Source organism: Olleya sp. HaHaR_3_96 (assembly GCF_019278545.1).
In the GTDB taxonomy this organism is placed as follows: Bacteria; Bacteroidota; Bacteroidia; order Flavobacteriales; family Flavobacteriaceae; genus Olleya.
On record NZ_CP058987.1, the window covers coordinates 4,293,276 to 4,312,279 of the forward strand.

Sequence of the window (19,004 nt, forward strand, 5' to 3'; positions counted from 1 at the left end):
TTTTAAATAGGCTTCTTTTTTATGTAAATCGTATTTCCCTCCTTTAATAATTTTATCTAAACTTACAATATTTATTGTCCTTTAAGTATTTCTAGAACTTTAACAAAGGTGAAATTTTACTTATGTTTTTAAATACCGATTTTTAGTAATTTGATAATTTACAAAAACAACTTACAGTTCTTTTTCTAGTTCTTGAAGCTTTAATATTAGTAAATCAATATTCTTTAGTTTATTTTCATATTCACGCCTAATCACTTTTTGTGATGCTTCTACAGTTTCATTTGCGTCAAAATGTTCTGTTGTATTATGAAGTTTAAAAAGTTTATCATTTTTAACTTGTAAATTATTTTCTCCTTTTGATTTGAATAACATAACAGATGAATTTGCTTGGTTTTTTAAATCGTTTACAGCAATTATTTTAACGGTTCCTAATTGAGCTATTGTTAACGAACCTTTTACAAGTGCCTGTTTATTTAATGAAACTGTTACCTTTCCTAAAGCAGGGCTTCGGTAAACAATACCTTCTAAAGACTTTTGATTAATTAATTCTGAGAATGAAGCTGTTTCTGGTTTTTGAACTTCTATAGTTATAACATCATTCAAAACCGCTTTATCTTTAAAAAGATGTTTAGGAGCAATAGTATGGCTGATTTTATCCCCCTTAAGTTTAGACCAATTTCCAGGATTAGAATAAAGTTGAGATGGGTCAATAATAACCGTATATCTTATTTTAGATTTTTTAATATATGGTTTAAAATCTTTACTGGCTCGAGTGGATTGATCTTTGTACAACTGCAGTAAGTTTAATGTGAATTCAGCCTCATCTTTAGTCTTAATTTTTGAAATATTATTCTTTATTTCTAACACAGAATTATAAGCCCCTACCTCTATATTAGAGTCCGTTAAAAAGGCTAGTTGCAACTTATTAACAGCTTCTATATTTTCAGAAGAAATAGTGACACTATCTTTAATAATAACATCCTTTGCTTTATCTCCAATATTAACAAAAGAAGCATCAGACAACTGCTTTCCTTTAATAAAGAATGTTTGAGACTTATCTGCTACTAAAAGTTTGGTTATTTTAATGGGGTCTTCTATCGTTACCTGGCTCCCATTTAATCCCAATGGTTGATCTAAACCATTTTTTTGTACTCTTGGCTCATTTAGAGTGTAAACAATCTCTAATTTTAAAAGATTTTTTGATAAATGATACTTGACTTCATCTCCTAATAAAATAGAATTTTCATTATAAAGTGCTGTGTAGCTTTTTTGACTGCAAGATGAAAGCATCACGAGTAATAAGATAAAATAAGGCTGAAGTGTTTTCAATGTGAATACGTTTTATTAAAAATTATAATTGGTTAATTGCTTATTGTAAAATTTGCAATTAGGTGATTTTTGTCTAATTAAAAATAATAGCTGTTTTATTTGTAATACTATATTTAGCAGCTTCTAAAAGCGTAACACAAACTAATATTTCAATCCAAAAAGGCCCCTCATTCTCAATAATTACATTTAATTCTGATAAATTTGTAATGGTGTCATTTTCGCCTAATTTTATACCTAAAGACGTTGTTACATCTTTCAATTCTTTTAAAAGATTATAAGATGATCCTATCATTGCTCCAGGAACAGGTGCTTCATCAGTACTAAAAAGGACTTCTGGCAATTCTACAGGAAGATAGAAACCTTCAGAGTCTGAATGCGTTAATAAGTGGCTAGACATATAAGAATAGTGGTCCTCTAAAATAGGATCTTCTGTTGGATCCTCTTCTGCGGAAAAAGGCAAAGGTGACCAAGCATCATTATCTTCGTTTGCCCAAGTATGAGCTAAAAAACGTCTTAAATGATGTAAAAAACTATAAGAAAAACCACCGACATGTAAAGGTGTATTTTCTAGAACATCAGGCTCTTGATGAGGCTCTAAATTATTAGAAGCCAATATCACATTTATATTTTCAAAAATATTTTTATAAGCTTCATATCCTTCTGGCTCTTTCTCTATAAAGTCTACTAAAATTCCACTTGAAATTGTTAATCCCATAATATTATTGTTATTGTTTACATGGCAAAATTAGGATTAATGTGGGCCCTACTTATCACTGAAATCAGTGATATCAATAAATACTGAAATAGCTTTCTAAGTTTTAAGCACAAAAAAAAGCACGCAGTAATTAGCGTGCTTTTTATAATTTTAAATTTTATTTTTAAGTATAAATAACTATTTACAGATATAAGCTTAAGTGATTATAACCATTCCGTATTTATACCCATTGCTGCAAACTCGTTATAAACATGCTCTTTTGCATAACATAGTGTTACTTTTTTTAAATTAGGAAACTGTTTAGCATCAGTACTAAGTTCAATATCCCAATCGGATTCACTGCCACCAGAAAAAGGTGCCAAATTCATATAAATATCGTTTCCTCCATCTTGATAGATTTCTGTGATTTCCGAAGCTAATTTTTTAGGTATTGGTAAATCTTTAAAATATTGTACAACCTCAGCAATAGGTTCATATCCTTCTTCATCAATATCTATTTTACGGTCTTTGTACCACTTTGCAAATTCATAGATATCAAATTTAGGTTGCAATAATTCCTTCACATACATTAACTCTTCAATAATAGACAGTTTAAATCCTAAATCTGTAAACGTGATTTGTTCTTCAGCAAGTTGTTTTATAGTGTACTTATCTTCCGCAATACCTGTCGAACGTTGATATGGTTCGTAATTACTTATTTCAATAGCACTAATATTAGTATCATTAACATCAAACCAAGCACTAATATTATGTTGTACCAACGCACCACAATCATCACCTTCAAACAGTTCTACCCGTTCTGATTTATGGTCTTTATAATAACTCGTAATCTCTTCATCATTAAAATAAAACGCTCCAGAGAATTTTTGTTTTGGACTAAAATCGTAAGCATCTGGTTCGAATTCTAAAGTTAGGGAATCTATAAATTCTCCGTTTTCAGAATATCCTAAAATCCCTAAATCATCCCATGTAAAAACAGTGTTGTTTTTCGCTTTAAATGTTCTAAAATCATTATCCAAACTACTTATTAATTTTGTTACAGAAACGGGGAATGTAATAGAAATTGAATTAATTAGAAATTCAGTTGAAGATAAGTGTATTGTTGTCATAAGTGCATTTTAATAACACCAAAGATAATCACTTAACAAGTAAATTAAGACTCCTTTTTCAGAGATATTAGGACATCTAAAAACGTATATTAAATTAATATTGTCTATAAAAACTAAAATCACCCTTTTCAGTGATTAAAAAAGCAAGTTGTAATGGTTAACTTTGTTGTAAACTTTTTTTTTATGGAAGATAATGTTAAAAGTGCTGCTTTTTTAGATTCATTAAAGCGTAATAACGAAAAAATAAGAGACGATCGTGCCAATGCTATTGCAGAAGATGCACAATTAATGTACAAACGCGAAACAGAAGATTTAGCGTTATCATTAAGACGTTTAAAACGCGAGCAAGAAAACATGTTAGACATGAGTCCGACAGACGCAAACAGTTTAGTTTTAGCCTCAGATTTTGATGCGAAAAACTATGTAACCAAAGACTTAGAAATGTCTGTTAAGATTAGAAACTTAGAAATTAAATTAGAATTAGCTAAAAAGCGCTACACGCACTTATTTGGTGGAATCATAAACGAATTATAATTATGGGAGGAGGAAGATTTAGTAACGATGCTTATAAACGTTTACGAAAAACGAAAGATTACAGTAACAAGTCTAGAGAAGAGATATTTACATCTCGACAAATAGACCCAGAAATGGATCCTGTAAAAGCAGTTGTAAGAGAATCTAGAGATTCTGAAGAACATCCTGAAACCGTATCTATTATTGTAGCGTTAGATGTTACTGGAAGTATGGGTTTTGTGCCAGAACATATTGTAAAAGAAGCCTTACCAGACCTTATTGGTTCTTTAATGGAAGCTGGGATTGAAGATCCACAAGTCTTATTTTTAGGTATTGGAGATTTTATTTATGACAGCGCGCCTTTACAAGTTGGACAATTTGAGTCTTCTGCAGAATTATTAGACCGTTGGTTAACACGCGTCTATTTAGAAAGTGGCGGTGGCGGAAACAATCAAGAAGGTTACAACTTGGCACATTTGTTTGCGGCACGTCATACCGTTATTGATTGTTGGGAAAAAAGACAACAAAAAGGTTTTTTATTCACCATTGGTGATGAGCCTGTCTTTCCTACGATTCCAGCAGAAATCATTAAACGATACACCTGTGCTGATGAAGCAGAAACCATTACTACAGAAGCTATCATAAAAGAAGCTCAAGAAAAATATAATGTGTTTCATTTGCATTTAGAGCATAATGATTATGCCAAGCAACACCGAAGAAAAGGAAATTGGAAAGCACTTTTAGGTGACCATTTTATAGAAATTCCTGATTTTAAAACGGTAGCAAAACGTATTGCGGATGTGGTTATTCAAAATCACAAACCATATAACGCGACAACAAACACCAATACAGCTTCTGATAATACAGAAGTAGAAAACATGTTATAAATGCCAAAGTGCAGTATAGTTATAGATTTAGGATTTGGAGATGCTGGAAAAGGGTTAACTACCGATTTTCTGGCATCTCAACATCCTGAAAAAAGTGTCGTGATTCGGTTTTCTGGTGGTCATCAAATTGGGCACACAGTAAGCACAGATAAGCTCACGCATACCTTTAGTAATTTTGGTTCCGGAACATTATTGGGAGTTCCAACGTATTACTCGGAACATACGACCCTATTTCCACCTGCTATTTTAGACGAAGGTGATTTCTTAAAAACCTATCAGCCTAAATTATATTTTCATCCCTTAGCGATGATTACTACCTTTTATGATATTGCCTATAACAGAGCGCTAGAAAAACTACAAAACCATGGGTCTTGTGGCTTAGGTTTTGGAACAACCATTGCTAGAAATAAAGATGAAGTTTATTTGTATGCTAACGATTTACAGTTTAAATGGGTTTTAAAACAACGCTTACAAAGTATAAAGACCTATTACGAAACAAAGCTAAAAAGTCAGCCAAAATCGGTACAGGAGTATTATAAAAATGAACTAAAGGAGTATAACGAAAACTATTTTACAGACAGTTGTTTAGATATTAAAAAGTTTTATAGTGTAACGTCGCTTTCAGAATTAGCGACAACATTTGAGCATTTTATTTTTGAGGGCAGCCAGGGAATTTTACTAGATACCCAACATGGATTTTATCCACACACTACCTGGAGCTACACCTCTTCTAAAAATGCCATTAAACTTATAAAAACACATTTAAGTAATACAACACAAATTGATATATTTTACGTTACGCGTTGTTATCAAACTAGACATGGAAACGGACCAATGTCTGATACATTTGCTGTAACATTACAAAACAATGAGAATGAAGCCAATATAACTAATGAATTTCAAGGTGAATTTAGAGCCAAATCTTTAGAACCAGAATTACTTAATTATGCTTTAAGTTGTGATGCTATTCATCATCAGGATTTAAAAATATCTAAAAACTTAATTATTACTTGTCTTGATCAACTCCCTTATTTTTCTCTCTCAGACTTACTTAAAAGCATAACGACTAACTTCAAATCCACTTATGCTAGTTATGGTCCCATGCGTCAATTTATAAAAAAAACTTGTTGTAAGTAAAAGCAAACTATTACTATTTACTTGCTAAAAAATATCTTGTAATAAATAAAATCATCGTTTTCGGGGATAGTCCGACCCATATAGCCAAGTACCTTAGCAGTCTAATAATAAAAATCGGAAATGAGAAATATTACTGCATATACAGCTAATTTAAAGGAGATGAAATGGAATGATTTTAATTTTGATCCAATCGCCATAGACACACTTGTTAAACTAGAAAACCCCGAGCACTACAAGAATAGTTTTTCTTTTAGAGATGCCCTGCTAAAAGCTGTGCAAGAATTTTCAAACAAAGAAGTTTACAAACTATTAGTCATTACTCCTGACAACATATCTACTACCAATTTTTATGGTATTGCCTTTTTGGAAGGTAAAAATATCTTAACCTTACAAATTGAAAACACTCCAATTTTTAAAGAATGGTTTGATGACATAGACCTTGATAAAGACGATGCGGGTAAAACGACGCCTAAAATCTATTCTTTTGCAGAAAATTTGTATAGTAGTCAATCAACTTCAAATATTACAGAAGGGTTAATTTATAAAGACACAGGTGCCTTTATTACTCAATTTATTCCGAATCAATTTATTGCTGAAAAATTAGCCAAAGAAAAAGCAGATTTTCTAGAGCCATTCATTCAATTAAATGCCAACAGTAATTTTGAAGACATCTCCCAAAACTTTAAAAAACTTATAGACATTAAAGCACTAAACGTTTTTCCTCCAAAAAATAATGAGGCTATTTATCATGCATTTGAAAAAGAAGCCAACTTCCCGTTTCCTTCGTTAATAAAAGATTATTTATCGTTACACAATGGTGTTGAAAACTTTCCAATTATGAGTGCCGAAAAAATAGTAAAAGAATGGAAAAGTTGGAAAAATGTTTATGACAACTGGACACAGGACGAGTTATTAGATACATACAGTACAAACAAAGGCAAAACCTTACTTATGTACACAACCCCTTATTGGATCCCCTTCTTTGACTTAGAAAACGGTAATTTTTTAGCATTAGATTTTGCTCCAAATACTATGGGTGTTTCTGGTCAAGTTATTCGTTTTGGTGCCGACCAAGACATTGGTTATATTGAAGCAGACAGTTTAAACACCTTTATCAAAAGCTTATTAGGAGAACAAGTTGAAATGGAAGATGAGAATGGTTTAGTAATAACTAATAGGCCTTAAAGCAAATGTTTTTTCAAAAACAAGAATATTAAATTTGAATCCCCCCTTGCACATGTCTGCGATATTTAAAGAAAAAATAGTACCCAAATTAAAGTTAGCCTCTTTAGTTCCTTCCGAGGTAAAAGCCATACTTCACATTTTAGAATTAATGGATGCTACAGATACTGATGCTTATAAAAAGGCTAAAAAGAATAGTGATTCAGAAAATACCATTGTTAGTTTTACAGAAAACGTAGCACAAAATATTTATTTTCATCCGAAGGTATATGGCGATGAAAAAGAAGGCTTAGAGCTTATCGCTTCGTGGTTACCACTATTAAAAAAAGGATTTTTTCCTGACGAAAAAAGCGCCAATAAGCTCGTCGAGTTTTTAACTTTTAGTCTGAGTTATTTACAAACCGACGCTGTTTCTGAAGATTTAAAAACACAAATCTTTCAAGTTTTAAAAATGCTAGTACAAAGTGAATCGGAAGCTTCCCTTCCTATCGCTAGTTTTTTAATAGACCGTATTTTTGATATTCGAGACGTGTTGAGTGCCGACTTTTTAATTCAGTTTTGTATTAGATATCAAATTTTAAACGAAACGTATTCGGTTGTCCATTCAGATAAAACGATAACTAAATTTCCGTTTAAAATAGATAATGCTTTCATTCAACATTTTTTTGATAATGATTGGCGTAAATTCATTACAAAATTTCATCACATATTACCTGTCGGTCGTATATATGTTACTAGTGCTTACGATTTAATGTTGCCTTGGTTTACTACAGATTTAGCAGCTTATTATTACAATAATTTAGAAGTTATTTTTGAAGCGCATAAAGCGATAAAAGAACGCTTAATTTTTGGAGACACTAAAAGTTTAGAATTACTTAATTTAAAAACGTCTGAAGGTTTTTACCCGTTAATTGCCGCATTAGGGCCTAAATTGTTATGGGATGCAGGCGATACATTGTTGTTTAATAATCGAGATAAAAATATACCGCAAGAACAATTAGATGTTTGCTATTTAAGATTTATAGATTGGTTAATTGCCGATGGGGGAAGTAATTTTCACTCAGAAGCTTTTAAAGATTATGGTAAATTAATTTTTACAGAAAATACAGCAGAAGCACTTCCTTTACAATGCATTCCGTTTTGGTTTGATAAATGCCATCCACAATCAGGTATTAAAAACCAAACAGAAACATACAACATCATTTTTTCAGATCTATTGATTGAAGAGCGACAAGGAAAACTTCCTGTGATGCGTTTTGATCACAAGGATTTTCAAATGACAGGTGAATTTTTAATTAAAAACGTTTTTCAAACTAAAGATAACTTAAAGGGGTTTCTTCATGGTTTTACTAAAGAAAGTATTAAAAATCCATTAAATCAGTTTTTAGTTCGCACGTTTTATGATGCTCGCGAGCAACTATTTAATTTATACAACGCAGAACAGCAAGAAATTTTACAATTGTATTTGTTAGAAATGGCGTATTCTACAAGAGATGTTAGAGACGATATTAGAAAACAAAACCTACCGTTAATCACAAAAACACTCATTACTTTATGTGTTGAACCAGGAAATTATTCTCGTGTAAACGAGATTGGAGCGCTTAAAAGTATTGATGCTTGTGTTGCCAAAATTTGTAACACGTTTACTGGCGGACATTACATCAATGAAGCGCGCCCTTTAGAACTAAATATTATTCAAGCCTGGTTTAATTATTTAGGTGATTTTTATTACAGTTCTAGACAAGAAGCTGTTTGGGTTTCCGATCTTTTAACTACGCAAGGCGTAAGAACCGCAACCTATTTTAATAATCGCGAAGATGATACTAGTTATTTTTTAGATAAGGCTATCAATCGTATCATCACTTTTCATAGAAAATGTAAAATTAAAACTTCTGAAAATGTCACTTTCGCCGAAATTTCTAAAGAAATTGAAGTGTATTTAACTGATTTTCTAAGTGAATTAAAAAAAGATAAACTAATCGTAAACACCACTAAGTTTCTTTCTGATTATAGTCAAAGTACGATCGCAGACTTCAATAATCAAACAGAATTAGTAACTGCTATTGAAGCCTTTTATAATATTCACTTTAAAGGAGAAACAATAACAGAAACACCCACAGCTGTTGATAATTCTCAAACCATTACATTTAAAATGGAAGTTACAGAAATTAACCAAAAATATGTTGATGCTGTACTTCATAATTTAGAACATTATAGTGAAAACGGAAGTTGCGACACCGAACTTCTACAACCTTTAGATGAAAAAATAGAAGAATTTAAAGTTTGGTTACTTGATGATGAAACAGGAATGCAAGTACGAATGGGTCAGGCACTTTATATGACTTTACTCGACACCAATTTAGCACCAGGAACAGCACAAGAAACCTACGGAAATCTTTGCCGAAGTTTATTTATACACTTAGTAAAAGACACTCAAATGGCACCTTCATACGGCATGGGATTACAAGCAATGGCAAAATCTGGAGCCTATTCAGATCATTTAACAACCGCTTTATTACAAGTTGTTGACGACTTAAACGCTTAGAAAATGACACAAGAGATCACACCCAAAATACAAGACCAATTAAATTTATCGGCCTTGATTTTAAAGAAAAATTATAAAAACGCAGATTTAACAAGTTGGTCTGGTTTTGACTTAGAAAACCAAATGCATGTAAAGCAAGCTAAACGCCTTTTAAGTTTATTTGGCATAAAATCTGGTTTGCATTTACGTAATAGTTTACAACGTTATGAAAACGGACAAATGGTATCTCATAATTTTGAAAAACTTGCTTCAGAGTTTCGTATGAGTACCACAACCGACTTTGATGCCAAATACAATGCTGAAGAAAATCAAATAACAAAAGGCATCTATAAAATGGTGTGGAAATACCGTTTTAGCTTAAGAAAAGAGAAACTTATTGGATACGAAATGGCCTACTATATTTTTCAAATGCGTTTAGGTCACGTATTAGGTTTTATGGATACAGATGAAATAATTTTACGTTTAGAAGAAGCTAATGACACTATAAAATCGACCTTTTCAAGTTGGAGCGATTTTCACCGTAACGTATGTTTAGGCGATGAATACGTTTTGGGAGCAACAGAACAAGATGTTAGCAAATTTCCAGGAACAGCAACGCTTTGGGAATGCTACCAACGTTTACATATAGAACATGCCGATTGGTTTAAAACATGGAAAAAATGAGTTTAACAAGAAAAGAAGTTATAAAACAAATTGAGCATGCAGAAGCACTTTATAAAGCCAATCTTTATGCGCCTTTACAATCTGTAATAAGTAATATTCAAGAAAATTTTGACGTATTAGGAGATAACAATCTTGCCGATAATGCTAGATATTATCGTATTTACATGCTTTATCTTGGTGCTTTTGAAGAGATAAATATGGACGTTATGGAGTCTTATTTACAAGCTTTAATCGATATAAATGAAGTATTACCTTCCGATTACGAATATGTGTGTAGCTACTATAAACAATGTAAAGAATGGGTTTATGAAACGGCGTTAATGACGTACTCATATAATGAAACCTTACACCTCCATTACGCATTAAAATTACAAGAAGACAGACGATTTGAAGAAGCTATTATTACGCTTAAATATATTTTAGAATGTTATCCTGCATTAACAGAAGCGCGATTATTACTTTGGGATATTCAATCGGCTCAATTAGAACAATTATGTGCGTCTTCCGAAGAAGCAGATTGTTTTGAATTACTAGATTTAGCATCGGCAACACATAATAAAACGGTTTTAAAAGGTTTACAATTAGATGACCGCTTAGATCAAGCTGGTAAAAACTTAGCCATGATACAAGTCGAGATTTGGACAAAATGGTCGGCAGAAATAAAAAAATTATGGGACAAAGAATGGAAACATTTTGATTTAACGGATCATACACGTTTATTATTAGCCGATTTTGCTAAGAATTTTATGAAATACGATTTTGTATCTCAAATAGTAGCAACACCACCTGAACCGGAATTCCCTGAAGAAAACTACACTAATTTTGAGGAGTATCAAATCTATATGAAAGCCTTAGCTAACTCAGGTTGGCAATCAGCACAGCATCAATATGTACTGATAGGAAATTCGGGATATTATCATACAAAAAACAAACAAACTATTGAGGTTTGTGTTGAACGTGGTTTAGCTTTAAACCCTAAAAACCCGTTACTTCATGTTCTAAAAGCGAAGTCCTTTTTCCTTGACGAAGACTATAACCAAACAGGAAATGCTTACCACGACGCTTTTAGAAACGGACTCAGAATGAGTGAGTATTTGCAATATTTACTAGAGGTTAATGGCCGAATAGAAAGCTGGCAAGGCATTTTAGATATCGTGGTACAGTTTCATCGCAGAGAAACACCAACACTTAAAACCTTGTTTTTTCAAGCACGTGCATTATTTAGATTACATAGATTTGACGAAGCGCTTGAAGTGATTAATGAAGCGCTTGCAGATTTTCCGCTACCAAAACATTCTTTTGCCCCTTGGTTGTATAATTTACGAATGATTATTTATAGAAGAAACCATAATTACACGGCCTTTTTTGAAGATATGCATGCAGAAATTGACTTTTATGAAGTTGGAGATAATGATTACTGCGGTACAATGAATATGTGTGTGGAAGCACTTGTAGAAATGGGAGATTATGAAGAATGTCATAAATACGCTATCTATAATTTTGAACACGGTAAATTATCATCTGAACTGCGTCCTGTATTTCAATGGATTTGTTATTATACTTTTCTAGAAACCCCGGAAGCATTAGGTAAAGTTACAGTAGCTGATTTAATAGATAACCCAACGACATTCAGTGAATACAGAAACAATGGATTCATTCAATGGATGTTGAGAGATAACACTGCTGGTGCAGAATCTTTAAAAATGGCAGCAGAGCTATCAACTAACAAAGCTTGTTATTTAAAATTAGCATTACATTGTTTAACAGCAGGTTTTGATAATAAGGCAACTATTTCGCTTTGCGAAACCATAAAAAAAGAAGTTCCAGAAGCTCGAAGCTGGCAACTAGATTTTGATTATGCCAATACATTACAACAAGATAAAAGATATAAAGACACTATAACTGCGTATCAAAATCTACTGCAAAGTTATCCTAAAAAAACATTTATTAATTTCCCTAAAGACCAATATCATATGATGTTGAAAGCGTTTAAAGATGCTTCAAAAGGATTGGACAACGTAGAAGACTACACCAAATACAACGCTATGTTTTTAAGTAAAGATAATCCGTCAGACACGGCATTATTGGATCATTTAGAAATTGCAAAAACGCATTCTAAAGATGATCTATTTCTTCAACATAATTTATTAGAAAGCATCTCTAAATTAAATATTGAATTTAAAAACGGAGAGCTAGAAATGTTAAAAGAAATAAAATCGACAATAAGAGCTGACTATTTTTAAAATTTACAATACATTTCCCTCAGAATACACTGTCGGGAATGCGACAAAATAATCAGATAGTTTTAAATTGGCAAAAAAAATGAATACAGCATAAAAGAATGTTACCTAGACACTAATCCTTTATTGGAAGAACTCACGATACTGTAGTACTCTAAAGTCAAACGTATTAAATTTTGGGTTGCTAGCTTTTAGTTGTTTATATAGTGGATTGCTGCCTATTGCTATATTTGCGGCTCCAGAACCAGAGGTTAAGGATACCGTTTTAATGACTCTTTTTTGATTAGGAGATTCTTCCTTTTTTGCCATAAGATTAGGCATCACAAATTGATGAATCTTAGGAGTTACTTTACTAACCAATTCTAACTTGATATTATAATCCTTTATATGTTTTCTAAAAAAATACTCTGGCCCATTTTTACTATTTCCTCCTGTAAAAAGCAGCGTATCTATGCTTGGATATTTTTTCAAATACCCAATAACATCTCTTAGTTTAATATTGGTCATTCCTAAATCTGATGCATCAATTTTTTTGCGTTCGGCACTATCCACAATATCACAGACTCCTATTTTATGTGTTATTAAAAATGCTTTCCGCTCTTCAATAGCTTCTTGAGAATTATCAAAACGTAGACCTAAATCATGAATTTTATCGATAAACAGCCACAAACTATTGTAGTAACTCCCATAACAAAAATCAACATCCTTTTCCAATAAGTCGCCTGTTGTAAAGCGTGGAGGAGGTAATGTCCCGACAATTAACTTTTGGGTATCCTTTTGTATAAAAGGTTGGTATGGATGCGTATGTTTAAACATGATATGTATTACGTAAAAATAGAGCTATTTCTGTTAATCTCTTTATAGTGCCAAGATTTCAATATTGGTTAAAATAATGGATTAACAGCTTACAAATACAATTTTCAGTAAAAATATGCACTAAAAAAACGCCTTTAGAAAAAATCTAAAGACGTTTTGTTACTTTATTTGAGTATACCTTAATTAATTTTCACATCATTTAAAACAACACCTTTAAGAATAGCATTGAAGTAAGAATAAGATCGCGCGTACTCATCTTCAGCCACAAAAGATTGATTAAGATTAGTTACTATCGCTTTTTCAAAATTAAAGAAGGCAGTAGGTTCCTCTTGGTTTTGATGATAAATTTTTAACGATCCAGACCAATCACCGGGGTGATTAGAAATCCATTCTAAAAAGAAAGTATCGACATCCTCATTGATAGCGCCAGAAAGATTAACATCTAAAGTCCGATCTTGTTCATCTTGCTCTGAGTAATAATTAGATGAAAAATTATAATCACATTGATTCAACGTAAATAACTTTTCAGTATTAGCTTCTTTTTTTATTAATAATTCTATTCGCTCTATTGGTTTTACTTCTTTCATAAGTATGTTTTATTATATAATTATTTTATAGACATTGCTCTATTTTATTTTGCAACTCTGTTTTAGAAGCTACACTTTTTAAATTTTTAGATATATCTAAAGTTATCAGGAGTCCTTTATTTTTTAATACCACTTTATTCTCTGTTCCTAATTTAAAATCGACAGTCGTAATCATTTCTGTAAATGTCGTTTTTACTAATTTATCTTCAGAGAGACTAGTTATTGTTTCTTTTAACAACGCTATACCTTTAGCGGCATAATACTTCTCGATATCACTAGGGGTATCATCGTAGTTAAAACTTATAGCGATTTCTATATTTAAAGCAGCCTTCACCTCTACTTCTACATTTTTCAGATCTTTTTTTAGTTGGAGTATGGTCGGTATTTCATTCGCTGGCGGCATAAAAGCAATCTTTCCATCAGAAAAAAGATAAGTATAATTATTGATATTAGTCAAGGAAATAGAAGCTATAGCATGTGACTGAATGTATTGCAATTCGGCATTACGATCATATAAATCACATAGTAAAATTGTACGCTTTTCACTGTTGTAATTCACAAAATACCCAGAAACATGACCAGCCTGCGTACTAATAGAAACCTTTGGCATACTCGGTTTTTCCTTACTGCGCTCTTTATCTGCGATCTCCTGAAGTAAACTTATAACCTGGTTAATATCTAGTACAGGTAATTGTAATAATGTTTTAAAATCCATAGTCGTATTTTTTTAAGTAATACCACAAAGTTGGCGAATTCTATAGGATACATGTTCACTGTATTCAGTGATATTAAATAATACCCCAATTAAAACATTCAGAGCAAAATGGAAATAAGGCTCTTTTACGGCTATCTATTTTTTAGAGATTCCGATCACATTTGGAATTTTCCAAAAATCGTTATTCTTATCGTTTTCATTAAAACCAGTTTCGTAACTCCCCATTCGCTCTACCTTAGTTCCATTATGGTTAAGATAAAAAGAGGCTTCTGGCCCACCTTCTAAATACATTAAGTTATATAAATCAAGAGAGGAATTTGAAAGCATATCTATAAAATTATGAACTGAATAAGGCGACCGCACAAAAATAAATAACACATTACCTTTTTTATCTTTTCCAATAACAACCATACTCCACTTTTTGTTTTGTTGGCTCCATTTATTGTTTTGATTACAATCCATCATTCTTATCGATTGTGTAAATGAATTGTATTGCGTTTTTAGCTGTTCCCAATTTTGACATTTTAGATCAATAATCTGAAATTCGGGAACACTATCATTTTTTCTATTAAATGCTGCGATGGTATTATCACGACTGACCCTTCCATTATTAATAACATCAAAATTTTTCATGTATCCCACATTTGTAGAATGGTCCGTCATATACATTCCGGCATTAATTACAGCTATTTGTTTTTTTTGATTAGACCAGTCTTTAGCAGTTCTAGTTTGCGCTTCATTTTCTTGAGCTGTTAATAAATTTAAGTTATATAACGATGGAGCAATTTTCAAGATATTAATTTTACTATCTCCAAAATTAGATTGTATCGGAGCGTTATATTCTGCATAATACAAACCGTCATCAATTTTATCCCAAACAATAGTGTCTTCAGAAAATTTGAAAGAGGATAGAAAAATGATTGTACTTGCCGCAAGTATTAGGTACAAAAAGATTTTTATGATATTCCGATTATTATATCCTAAAAGATTTATTTTTCCTGTTAAGTTATTCATATTACTTTTTATTTATTGTTTAAATTACAGTAAAACTATACATTTTTCTGATGTCATCACACTAAATCGCTATTTAAAGCTAACAGCATACTTTACACTTATAGACACTGAAAATTATATATTAAAAAGATTTATAACAATTTTAGGATTTTAATCTTGTTTAAAAACAGTGTTTTAGTTAACTTATAAAAAAGTAATTTTAACTGCTATTTTTCACTGACGTGGAAATTAAAACAATCAAAAACTATGGGTAAAGGAGATAAAAAATCGAGACGTGGAAAAATTAATAGAGGAACTTTTGGAGTGAGACGTCCACGAATTAAAAAGCAAGTAAGACCAGAAACTAAAATCGATATTGATAAAAAAGGGGCGGTTAGACCTTAAACCTATCCCCAATTTTTTTTCCCATTACGTAAGCACCATAGATCGCTAAAATCAAGATCACAATAGTGCAAAAGATATATAATGGATATAAAATCACATCGTGCTGCGAGTTAAGGCAAAACGTATCTGTAATACAAACAGATACGACCTCATCGTATAACATTGGCAATAAAAAGCTAACTGCTAACAACACACCTATTACTGAGAACAAATACATGACGTTTTTGTTCTTTTTTGTTTTTCCTGTGGCTTTAAATTGATTTCGTTGATCTTCTGTACGCTTATTATCTTGTAAAGACCAAGTCTTTTTCGGTTGAGAGGTTTCCATCAAATTGATAGTTATTATAATTAAATTGTTTTAAATCGTCTATTGTTTTTGCGTTGGTATCAATGACATATTTAGCCATTAAACCACGAGCTTCCTTAGCATAGAAAGATATTATTTTTAGCTTACCATTTTTAAACTCTTTAAAATTAGCCGTCACTACTGGTACTTTAAGTGCTTTGGTATCTACAGCTTTAAAATACTCGTTAGAGGCTAAATTTAAAAATAACTCGTCCTCTTCAAGCGCTTCATTTAAAGCTTTTACAATATCTTTTTTCCAAAACTCATATAAATTTTTATTGCTTCCTACAGTTAGCTTTGTTCCCATTTCTAATCGGTAAGGCTGTATTAAATCCAATGGTTTTAATACCCCATAAAGCCCTGATAAAATCCTTACTGTGTTTTGAGTCAACTCTAACTTATCATCCGGAATATTGTAAGCATCTAATCCTTTATAAACATCTCCGTTAAACGAGTAGATGGCCGGTCTTGCATTGTCTTTTGTAAATGGTAATGTCCAGTCTTGATTACGCTGGTAATTTAACTGTGCTAATTTATCACTAATACTCATCAATTTAGATAAGTCTTGCGGTGTTTGCTTTTTTAATACCGTATTTAACTTTTTAGATTGTTCTAAAAATAAAGATTCTGTCGCTTTTGTTGTTGGCAATTTAGATTCAAAATCTAATGATTTTGCTGGAGATATGACTAGTTTCATAATAGTTTCTATTTAATTCAATTTACGTATTTGTTTATTTGATACAAACGCCACCATTATTATTAGTGGTGTCATCAATTAAAAAAAATAAAAACACCAAAATTAGTAAGCTTTTGCTTCAAATATGACTTGAGATGTATAATCCGAAATTTAGTTCTTTATAAATTTTGATTTTTCTTCATCTCTCAGCATTTCAAATACGTTATTAATGACTTTTACAGTCGTTTAACTTATCACGAAATTACGAATTGTATGGTGGTTATTAACGCTGAAACTATAGTAATTTTAGATATCTAAATTTGATTTTACTATGGACAACAGACTTGCGTTAGGGATTGAACGGTCTGTCTGAGCTCCTCGCAGAGAGCGAGTAGTGAAAGCGCGACCTTTGTCCTGAACTATATTCAGGATAAAGGTAACGCCCAAATTACTTATGTGTATTATTCCATGTGTTTTGAATACCCTCTCCATTTTTCGATACAGTTTGCTATATCTTCTGGAATTGGAGACTCAAAGCTCATAAATTTATTTGTTGTTGGATGCACAAACCCTAAGGTTTTTGCATGTAAGGCTTGACGTGGTAATACTTTAAAACAGTTATCTACAAATTGTTTGTATTTTGTAAATGTGGTTCCTTTTAAAATTAGATTTCCGCCATAACGTTCGTCATTAAACAAAGTATGTCCAATGTATTTCATGTGCACACGGATCTGATGCGTACGTCCAGTTTCTAACTTACAACTGACTAAGGTCACATAACCTAAACGCTCTATCACTTTATAGTGTGTTACGGCCGGTTTACCTTTATCTGCATCATCGTCAAAAAACACGGTGTTTTGTAGTCTATTTTTTGGGTGACGACCAATATTCCCTTCTATTGTCCCTTCTTCCTCATCCATATTCCCCCAAACTATGGCTACGTATTCACGTTCGCTAGTTTTGGCTTTAAATTGTGCTGACAGATGTGCCATAGCACCTTCTGTTTTGGCAACAACTAACAATCCTGAGGTATCTTTATCTATCCTGTGGACTAATCCTGGACGATCACTAGAGTTATTTGGTAAGTTATCAAAATGAAATATTAATGCATTTATCAATGTCCCAGAATAATTACCGTGTCCTGGATGCACAACCATACCTGCTGGTTTGTTAACGACTAATAATTGGTCGTCTTCATACACAACGTCCAAAGGTAGGTCCTCGCCTATTAAAAGATTTTCGTGTGGTGGATACGCTAGACGGACTGCAATAGCATCGTCTGGCTTAACTTTGTAATTAGATTTTACTGGAGTCTCGTTTACAAATATGCTTCCATTTTTGGCAGCATCTTGGATTTTGTTACGTGTCGCATTTTCGATTTTGTTCATCAACCATTTATCTATTCGTAATGGTTTTTGACCTTTGTCGGCTACAAACGAGTGATGCTCGTATAACGTTCCTTCTTCTTCGGGTAATTCTGGTGTATAGTCGTTCATAATTAATTACCTCCTGGACGATTACCGTTACCCAAAACTACATCAATTACTGATGTTTTTGGTAGTTTTGTATTGGGGTCTAAAACATTGCCTTTATAACGGAGGCTTAAGACCATGTCTTTTCCTATATTATCGATGTAAGTTGTTTTTCCAACTTTAAAGCCTAAAGCTTCTATCATTGGTTTTGCTTGTCTAAAACTTTTTTGACGCAAATCAGGCACTGCTATCTTACGGTATCCAGAGGGATTTAAGGTGATATATATTTTACGGTTTTCTTTTACTTGTGCATTTACTTTTGGGTCCTGCTCTATAACAGAAAACTTTGGGTAATTAGGGTTAAAATTAGCCGAGTCTTGTATTTGCATTACCAAATTGTTTTGTTTTAGCTCAATCTCTGCTACTTTAATAGATTTTCCTGTCAAATCTGGAACGGTTTCAAACTTGCCATTATTAGTCGTTATATCCAACCACTTAAGCATCAAAAACACGATAACAACCATTGCGACTACCGCTATTGCTAATTGTTTAAAAAACGCTTTACTTTTAAGAAAACTGATTACACTCATTTAACTATTTTTTTGTAGGCAAATATATAAAAACTAAAAGGTTTTATCTTCGGAATAAAATAAATGATATTTTTACAAAACGAA

The 19,004-nt window shown here is 32.1% G+C and carries 19 protein-coding genes; 8 read left to right on the plus strand and 11 right to left on the minus strand.

What is annotated here, in order from left to right; all coding sequences use genetic code 11:
- Positions 1 to 171: 171 nt before the first annotated feature.
- The 3 genes from H0I26_RS19100 to H0I26_RS19110 all read right to left on the minus strand — a co-directional run bounded on the left by H0I26_RS19100 (position 172) and on the right by H0I26_RS19110 (position 3,153).
- On the minus strand, positions 172 to 1,329 hold the full coding sequence (locus H0I26_RS19100; protein ID WP_218700421.1) for a DUF4831 family protein: 1,158 nt from the start codon (positions 1,327 to 1,329) through the stop codon (positions 172 to 174).
- A 73-nt stretch (positions 1,330 to 1,402) separates the two neighbouring features.
- Positions 1,403 to 2,044 (minus strand): hypothetical protein, encoded by a 642-nt coding sequence (locus tag H0I26_RS19105; RefSeq protein WP_218700422.1) that lies wholly within the window; start codon positions 2,042 to 2,044, stop codon positions 1,403 to 1,405.
- Positions 2,045 to 2,247: 203 nt separating this feature from the next.
- Positions 2,248 to 3,153 (minus strand): DUF6892 domain-containing protein, encoded by a 906-nt coding sequence (locus H0I26_RS19110; protein WP_218700423.1) that lies wholly within the window; start codon positions 3,151 to 3,153, stop codon positions 2,248 to 2,250.
- A 183-nt stretch (positions 3,154 to 3,336) separates the two neighbouring features.
- Here H0I26_RS19110 and H0I26_RS19115 point away from each other — a divergent pair, with 183 nt between their 5' ends.
- The 7 genes from H0I26_RS19115 (at position 3,337) to H0I26_RS19145 (ending at position 12,323) form a co-directional block, all read left to right on the plus strand.
- Positions 3,337 to 3,687 carry a hypothetical protein gene (locus tag H0I26_RS19115; RefSeq protein WP_101021048.1) on the plus strand — a complete coding sequence of 117 codons (351 nt, stop codon included), beginning with the start codon at positions 3,337 to 3,339 and terminating at the stop codon, positions 3,685 to 3,687.
- A gap of 2 nt (positions 3,688 to 3,689) precedes the next feature.
- Positions 3,690 to 4,553: a hypothetical protein gene (locus H0I26_RS19120; protein WP_218700424.1), complete on the plus strand. Its 864-nt coding sequence runs from the start codon at positions 3,690 to 3,692 to the stop codon at positions 4,551 to 4,553.
- The gene (locus tag H0I26_RS19125; RefSeq protein WP_218700425.1) at positions 4,554 to 5,690 is read left to right on the plus strand and encodes an adenylosuccinate synthetase; all 1,137 of its coding nucleotides are present in this window, start codon (positions 4,554 to 4,556) and stop codon (positions 5,688 to 5,690) included.
- 120 nt (positions 5,691 to 5,810) lie between these two features.
- Positions 5,811 to 6,875, plus strand: coding sequence for an SMI1/KNR4 family protein (locus tag H0I26_RS19130; protein ID WP_218700426.1), 1,065 nt, complete (start codon positions 5,811 to 5,813; stop codon positions 6,873 to 6,875).
- A 52-nt stretch (positions 6,876 to 6,927) separates the two neighbouring features.
- Positions 6,928 to 9,417 carry a hypothetical protein gene (locus H0I26_RS19135; protein ID WP_218700427.1) on the plus strand — a complete coding sequence of 830 codons (2,490 nt, stop codon included), beginning with the start codon at positions 6,928 to 6,930 and terminating at the stop codon, positions 9,415 to 9,417.
- Positions 9,418 to 9,420: 3 nt separating this feature from the next.
- Positions 9,421 to 10,080 carry a DUF1266 domain-containing protein gene (locus H0I26_RS19140; protein WP_101020587.1) on the plus strand — a complete coding sequence of 220 codons (660 nt, stop codon included), beginning with the start codon at positions 9,421 to 9,423 and terminating at the stop codon, positions 10,078 to 10,080.
- Positions 10,077 to 12,323, plus strand: coding sequence for a hypothetical protein (locus tag H0I26_RS19145; RefSeq protein WP_218700428.1), 2,247 nt, complete (start codon positions 10,077 to 10,079; stop codon positions 12,321 to 12,323). The genes H0I26_RS19140 and H0I26_RS19145 overlap by 4 nt, the downstream gene beginning before the upstream one ends.
- Positions 12,324 to 12,443: 120 nt before the next feature.
- Here H0I26_RS19145 and H0I26_RS19150 read toward each other — a convergent pair whose 3' ends face one another.
- The 4 genes from H0I26_RS19150 to H0I26_RS19165 all read right to left on the minus strand — a co-directional run bounded on the left by H0I26_RS19150 (position 12,444) and on the right by H0I26_RS19165 (position 15,452).
- On the minus strand, positions 12,444 to 13,136 hold the full coding sequence (locus H0I26_RS19150; RefSeq protein WP_218700429.1) for a uracil-DNA glycosylase family protein: 693 nt from the start codon (positions 13,134 to 13,136) through the stop codon (positions 12,444 to 12,446).
- A 179-nt stretch (positions 13,137 to 13,315) separates the two neighbouring features.
- Positions 13,316 to 13,723, minus strand: a complete 408-nt coding sequence (gene tssD, locus H0I26_RS19155; RefSeq protein ID WP_218700430.1) for a type VI secretion system tube protein TssD — start codon at positions 13,721 to 13,723, stop codon at positions 13,316 to 13,318.
- 25 nt (positions 13,724 to 13,748) lie between these two features.
- The gene (locus H0I26_RS19160) at positions 13,749 to 14,438 is read right to left on the minus strand and encodes a hypothetical protein (RefSeq protein ID WP_218700431.1); all 690 of its coding nucleotides are present in this window, start codon (positions 14,436 to 14,438) and stop codon (positions 13,749 to 13,751) included.
- A gap of 135 nt (positions 14,439 to 14,573) precedes the next feature.
- Positions 14,574 to 15,452, minus strand: a complete 879-nt coding sequence (locus H0I26_RS19165; protein ID WP_218700432.1) for a phosphodiester glycosidase family protein — start codon at positions 15,450 to 15,452, stop codon at positions 14,574 to 14,576.
- 246 nt (positions 15,453 to 15,698) lie between these two features.
- Between H0I26_RS19165 and H0I26_RS19170 the strand changes: the two genes are divergently transcribed.
- Positions 15,699 to 15,836: a 30S ribosomal protein THX gene (locus H0I26_RS19170; protein WP_101020602.1), complete on the plus strand. Its 138-nt coding sequence runs from the start codon at positions 15,699 to 15,701 to the stop codon at positions 15,834 to 15,836.
- Here H0I26_RS19170 and H0I26_RS19175 read toward each other — a convergent pair.
- The 4 genes from H0I26_RS19175 to H0I26_RS19190 form a co-directional block, all read right to left on the minus strand.
- A complete protein-coding gene (locus H0I26_RS19175) occupies positions 15,826 to 16,164 on the minus strand; it encodes a hypothetical protein (RefSeq protein WP_101020604.1) in 339 nt (112 codons plus the stop codon). The genes H0I26_RS19170 and H0I26_RS19175 overlap by 11 nt on opposite strands.
- A complete protein-coding gene (yaaA, locus tag H0I26_RS19180; RefSeq protein ID WP_101020606.1) occupies positions 16,121 to 16,879 on the minus strand; it encodes a peroxide stress protein YaaA in 759 nt (252 codons plus the stop codon). The genes H0I26_RS19175 and yaaA overlap by 44 nt, the downstream gene beginning before the upstream one ends.
- Before the next feature lie 440 nt (positions 16,880 to 17,319).
- Positions 17,320 to 18,354, minus strand: a complete 1,035-nt coding sequence (locus H0I26_RS19185; protein WP_218700433.1) for an RluA family pseudouridine synthase — start codon at positions 18,352 to 18,354, stop codon at positions 17,320 to 17,322.
- A 2-nt stretch (positions 18,355 to 18,356) separates the two neighbouring features.
- Positions 18,357 to 18,920 carry a PASTA domain-containing protein gene (locus tag H0I26_RS19190; RefSeq protein ID WP_101020610.1) on the minus strand — a complete coding sequence of 188 codons (564 nt, stop codon included), beginning with the start codon at positions 18,918 to 18,920 and terminating at the stop codon, positions 18,357 to 18,359.
- Between the last annotated feature and the right edge of the window lie 84 nt (positions 18,921 to 19,004).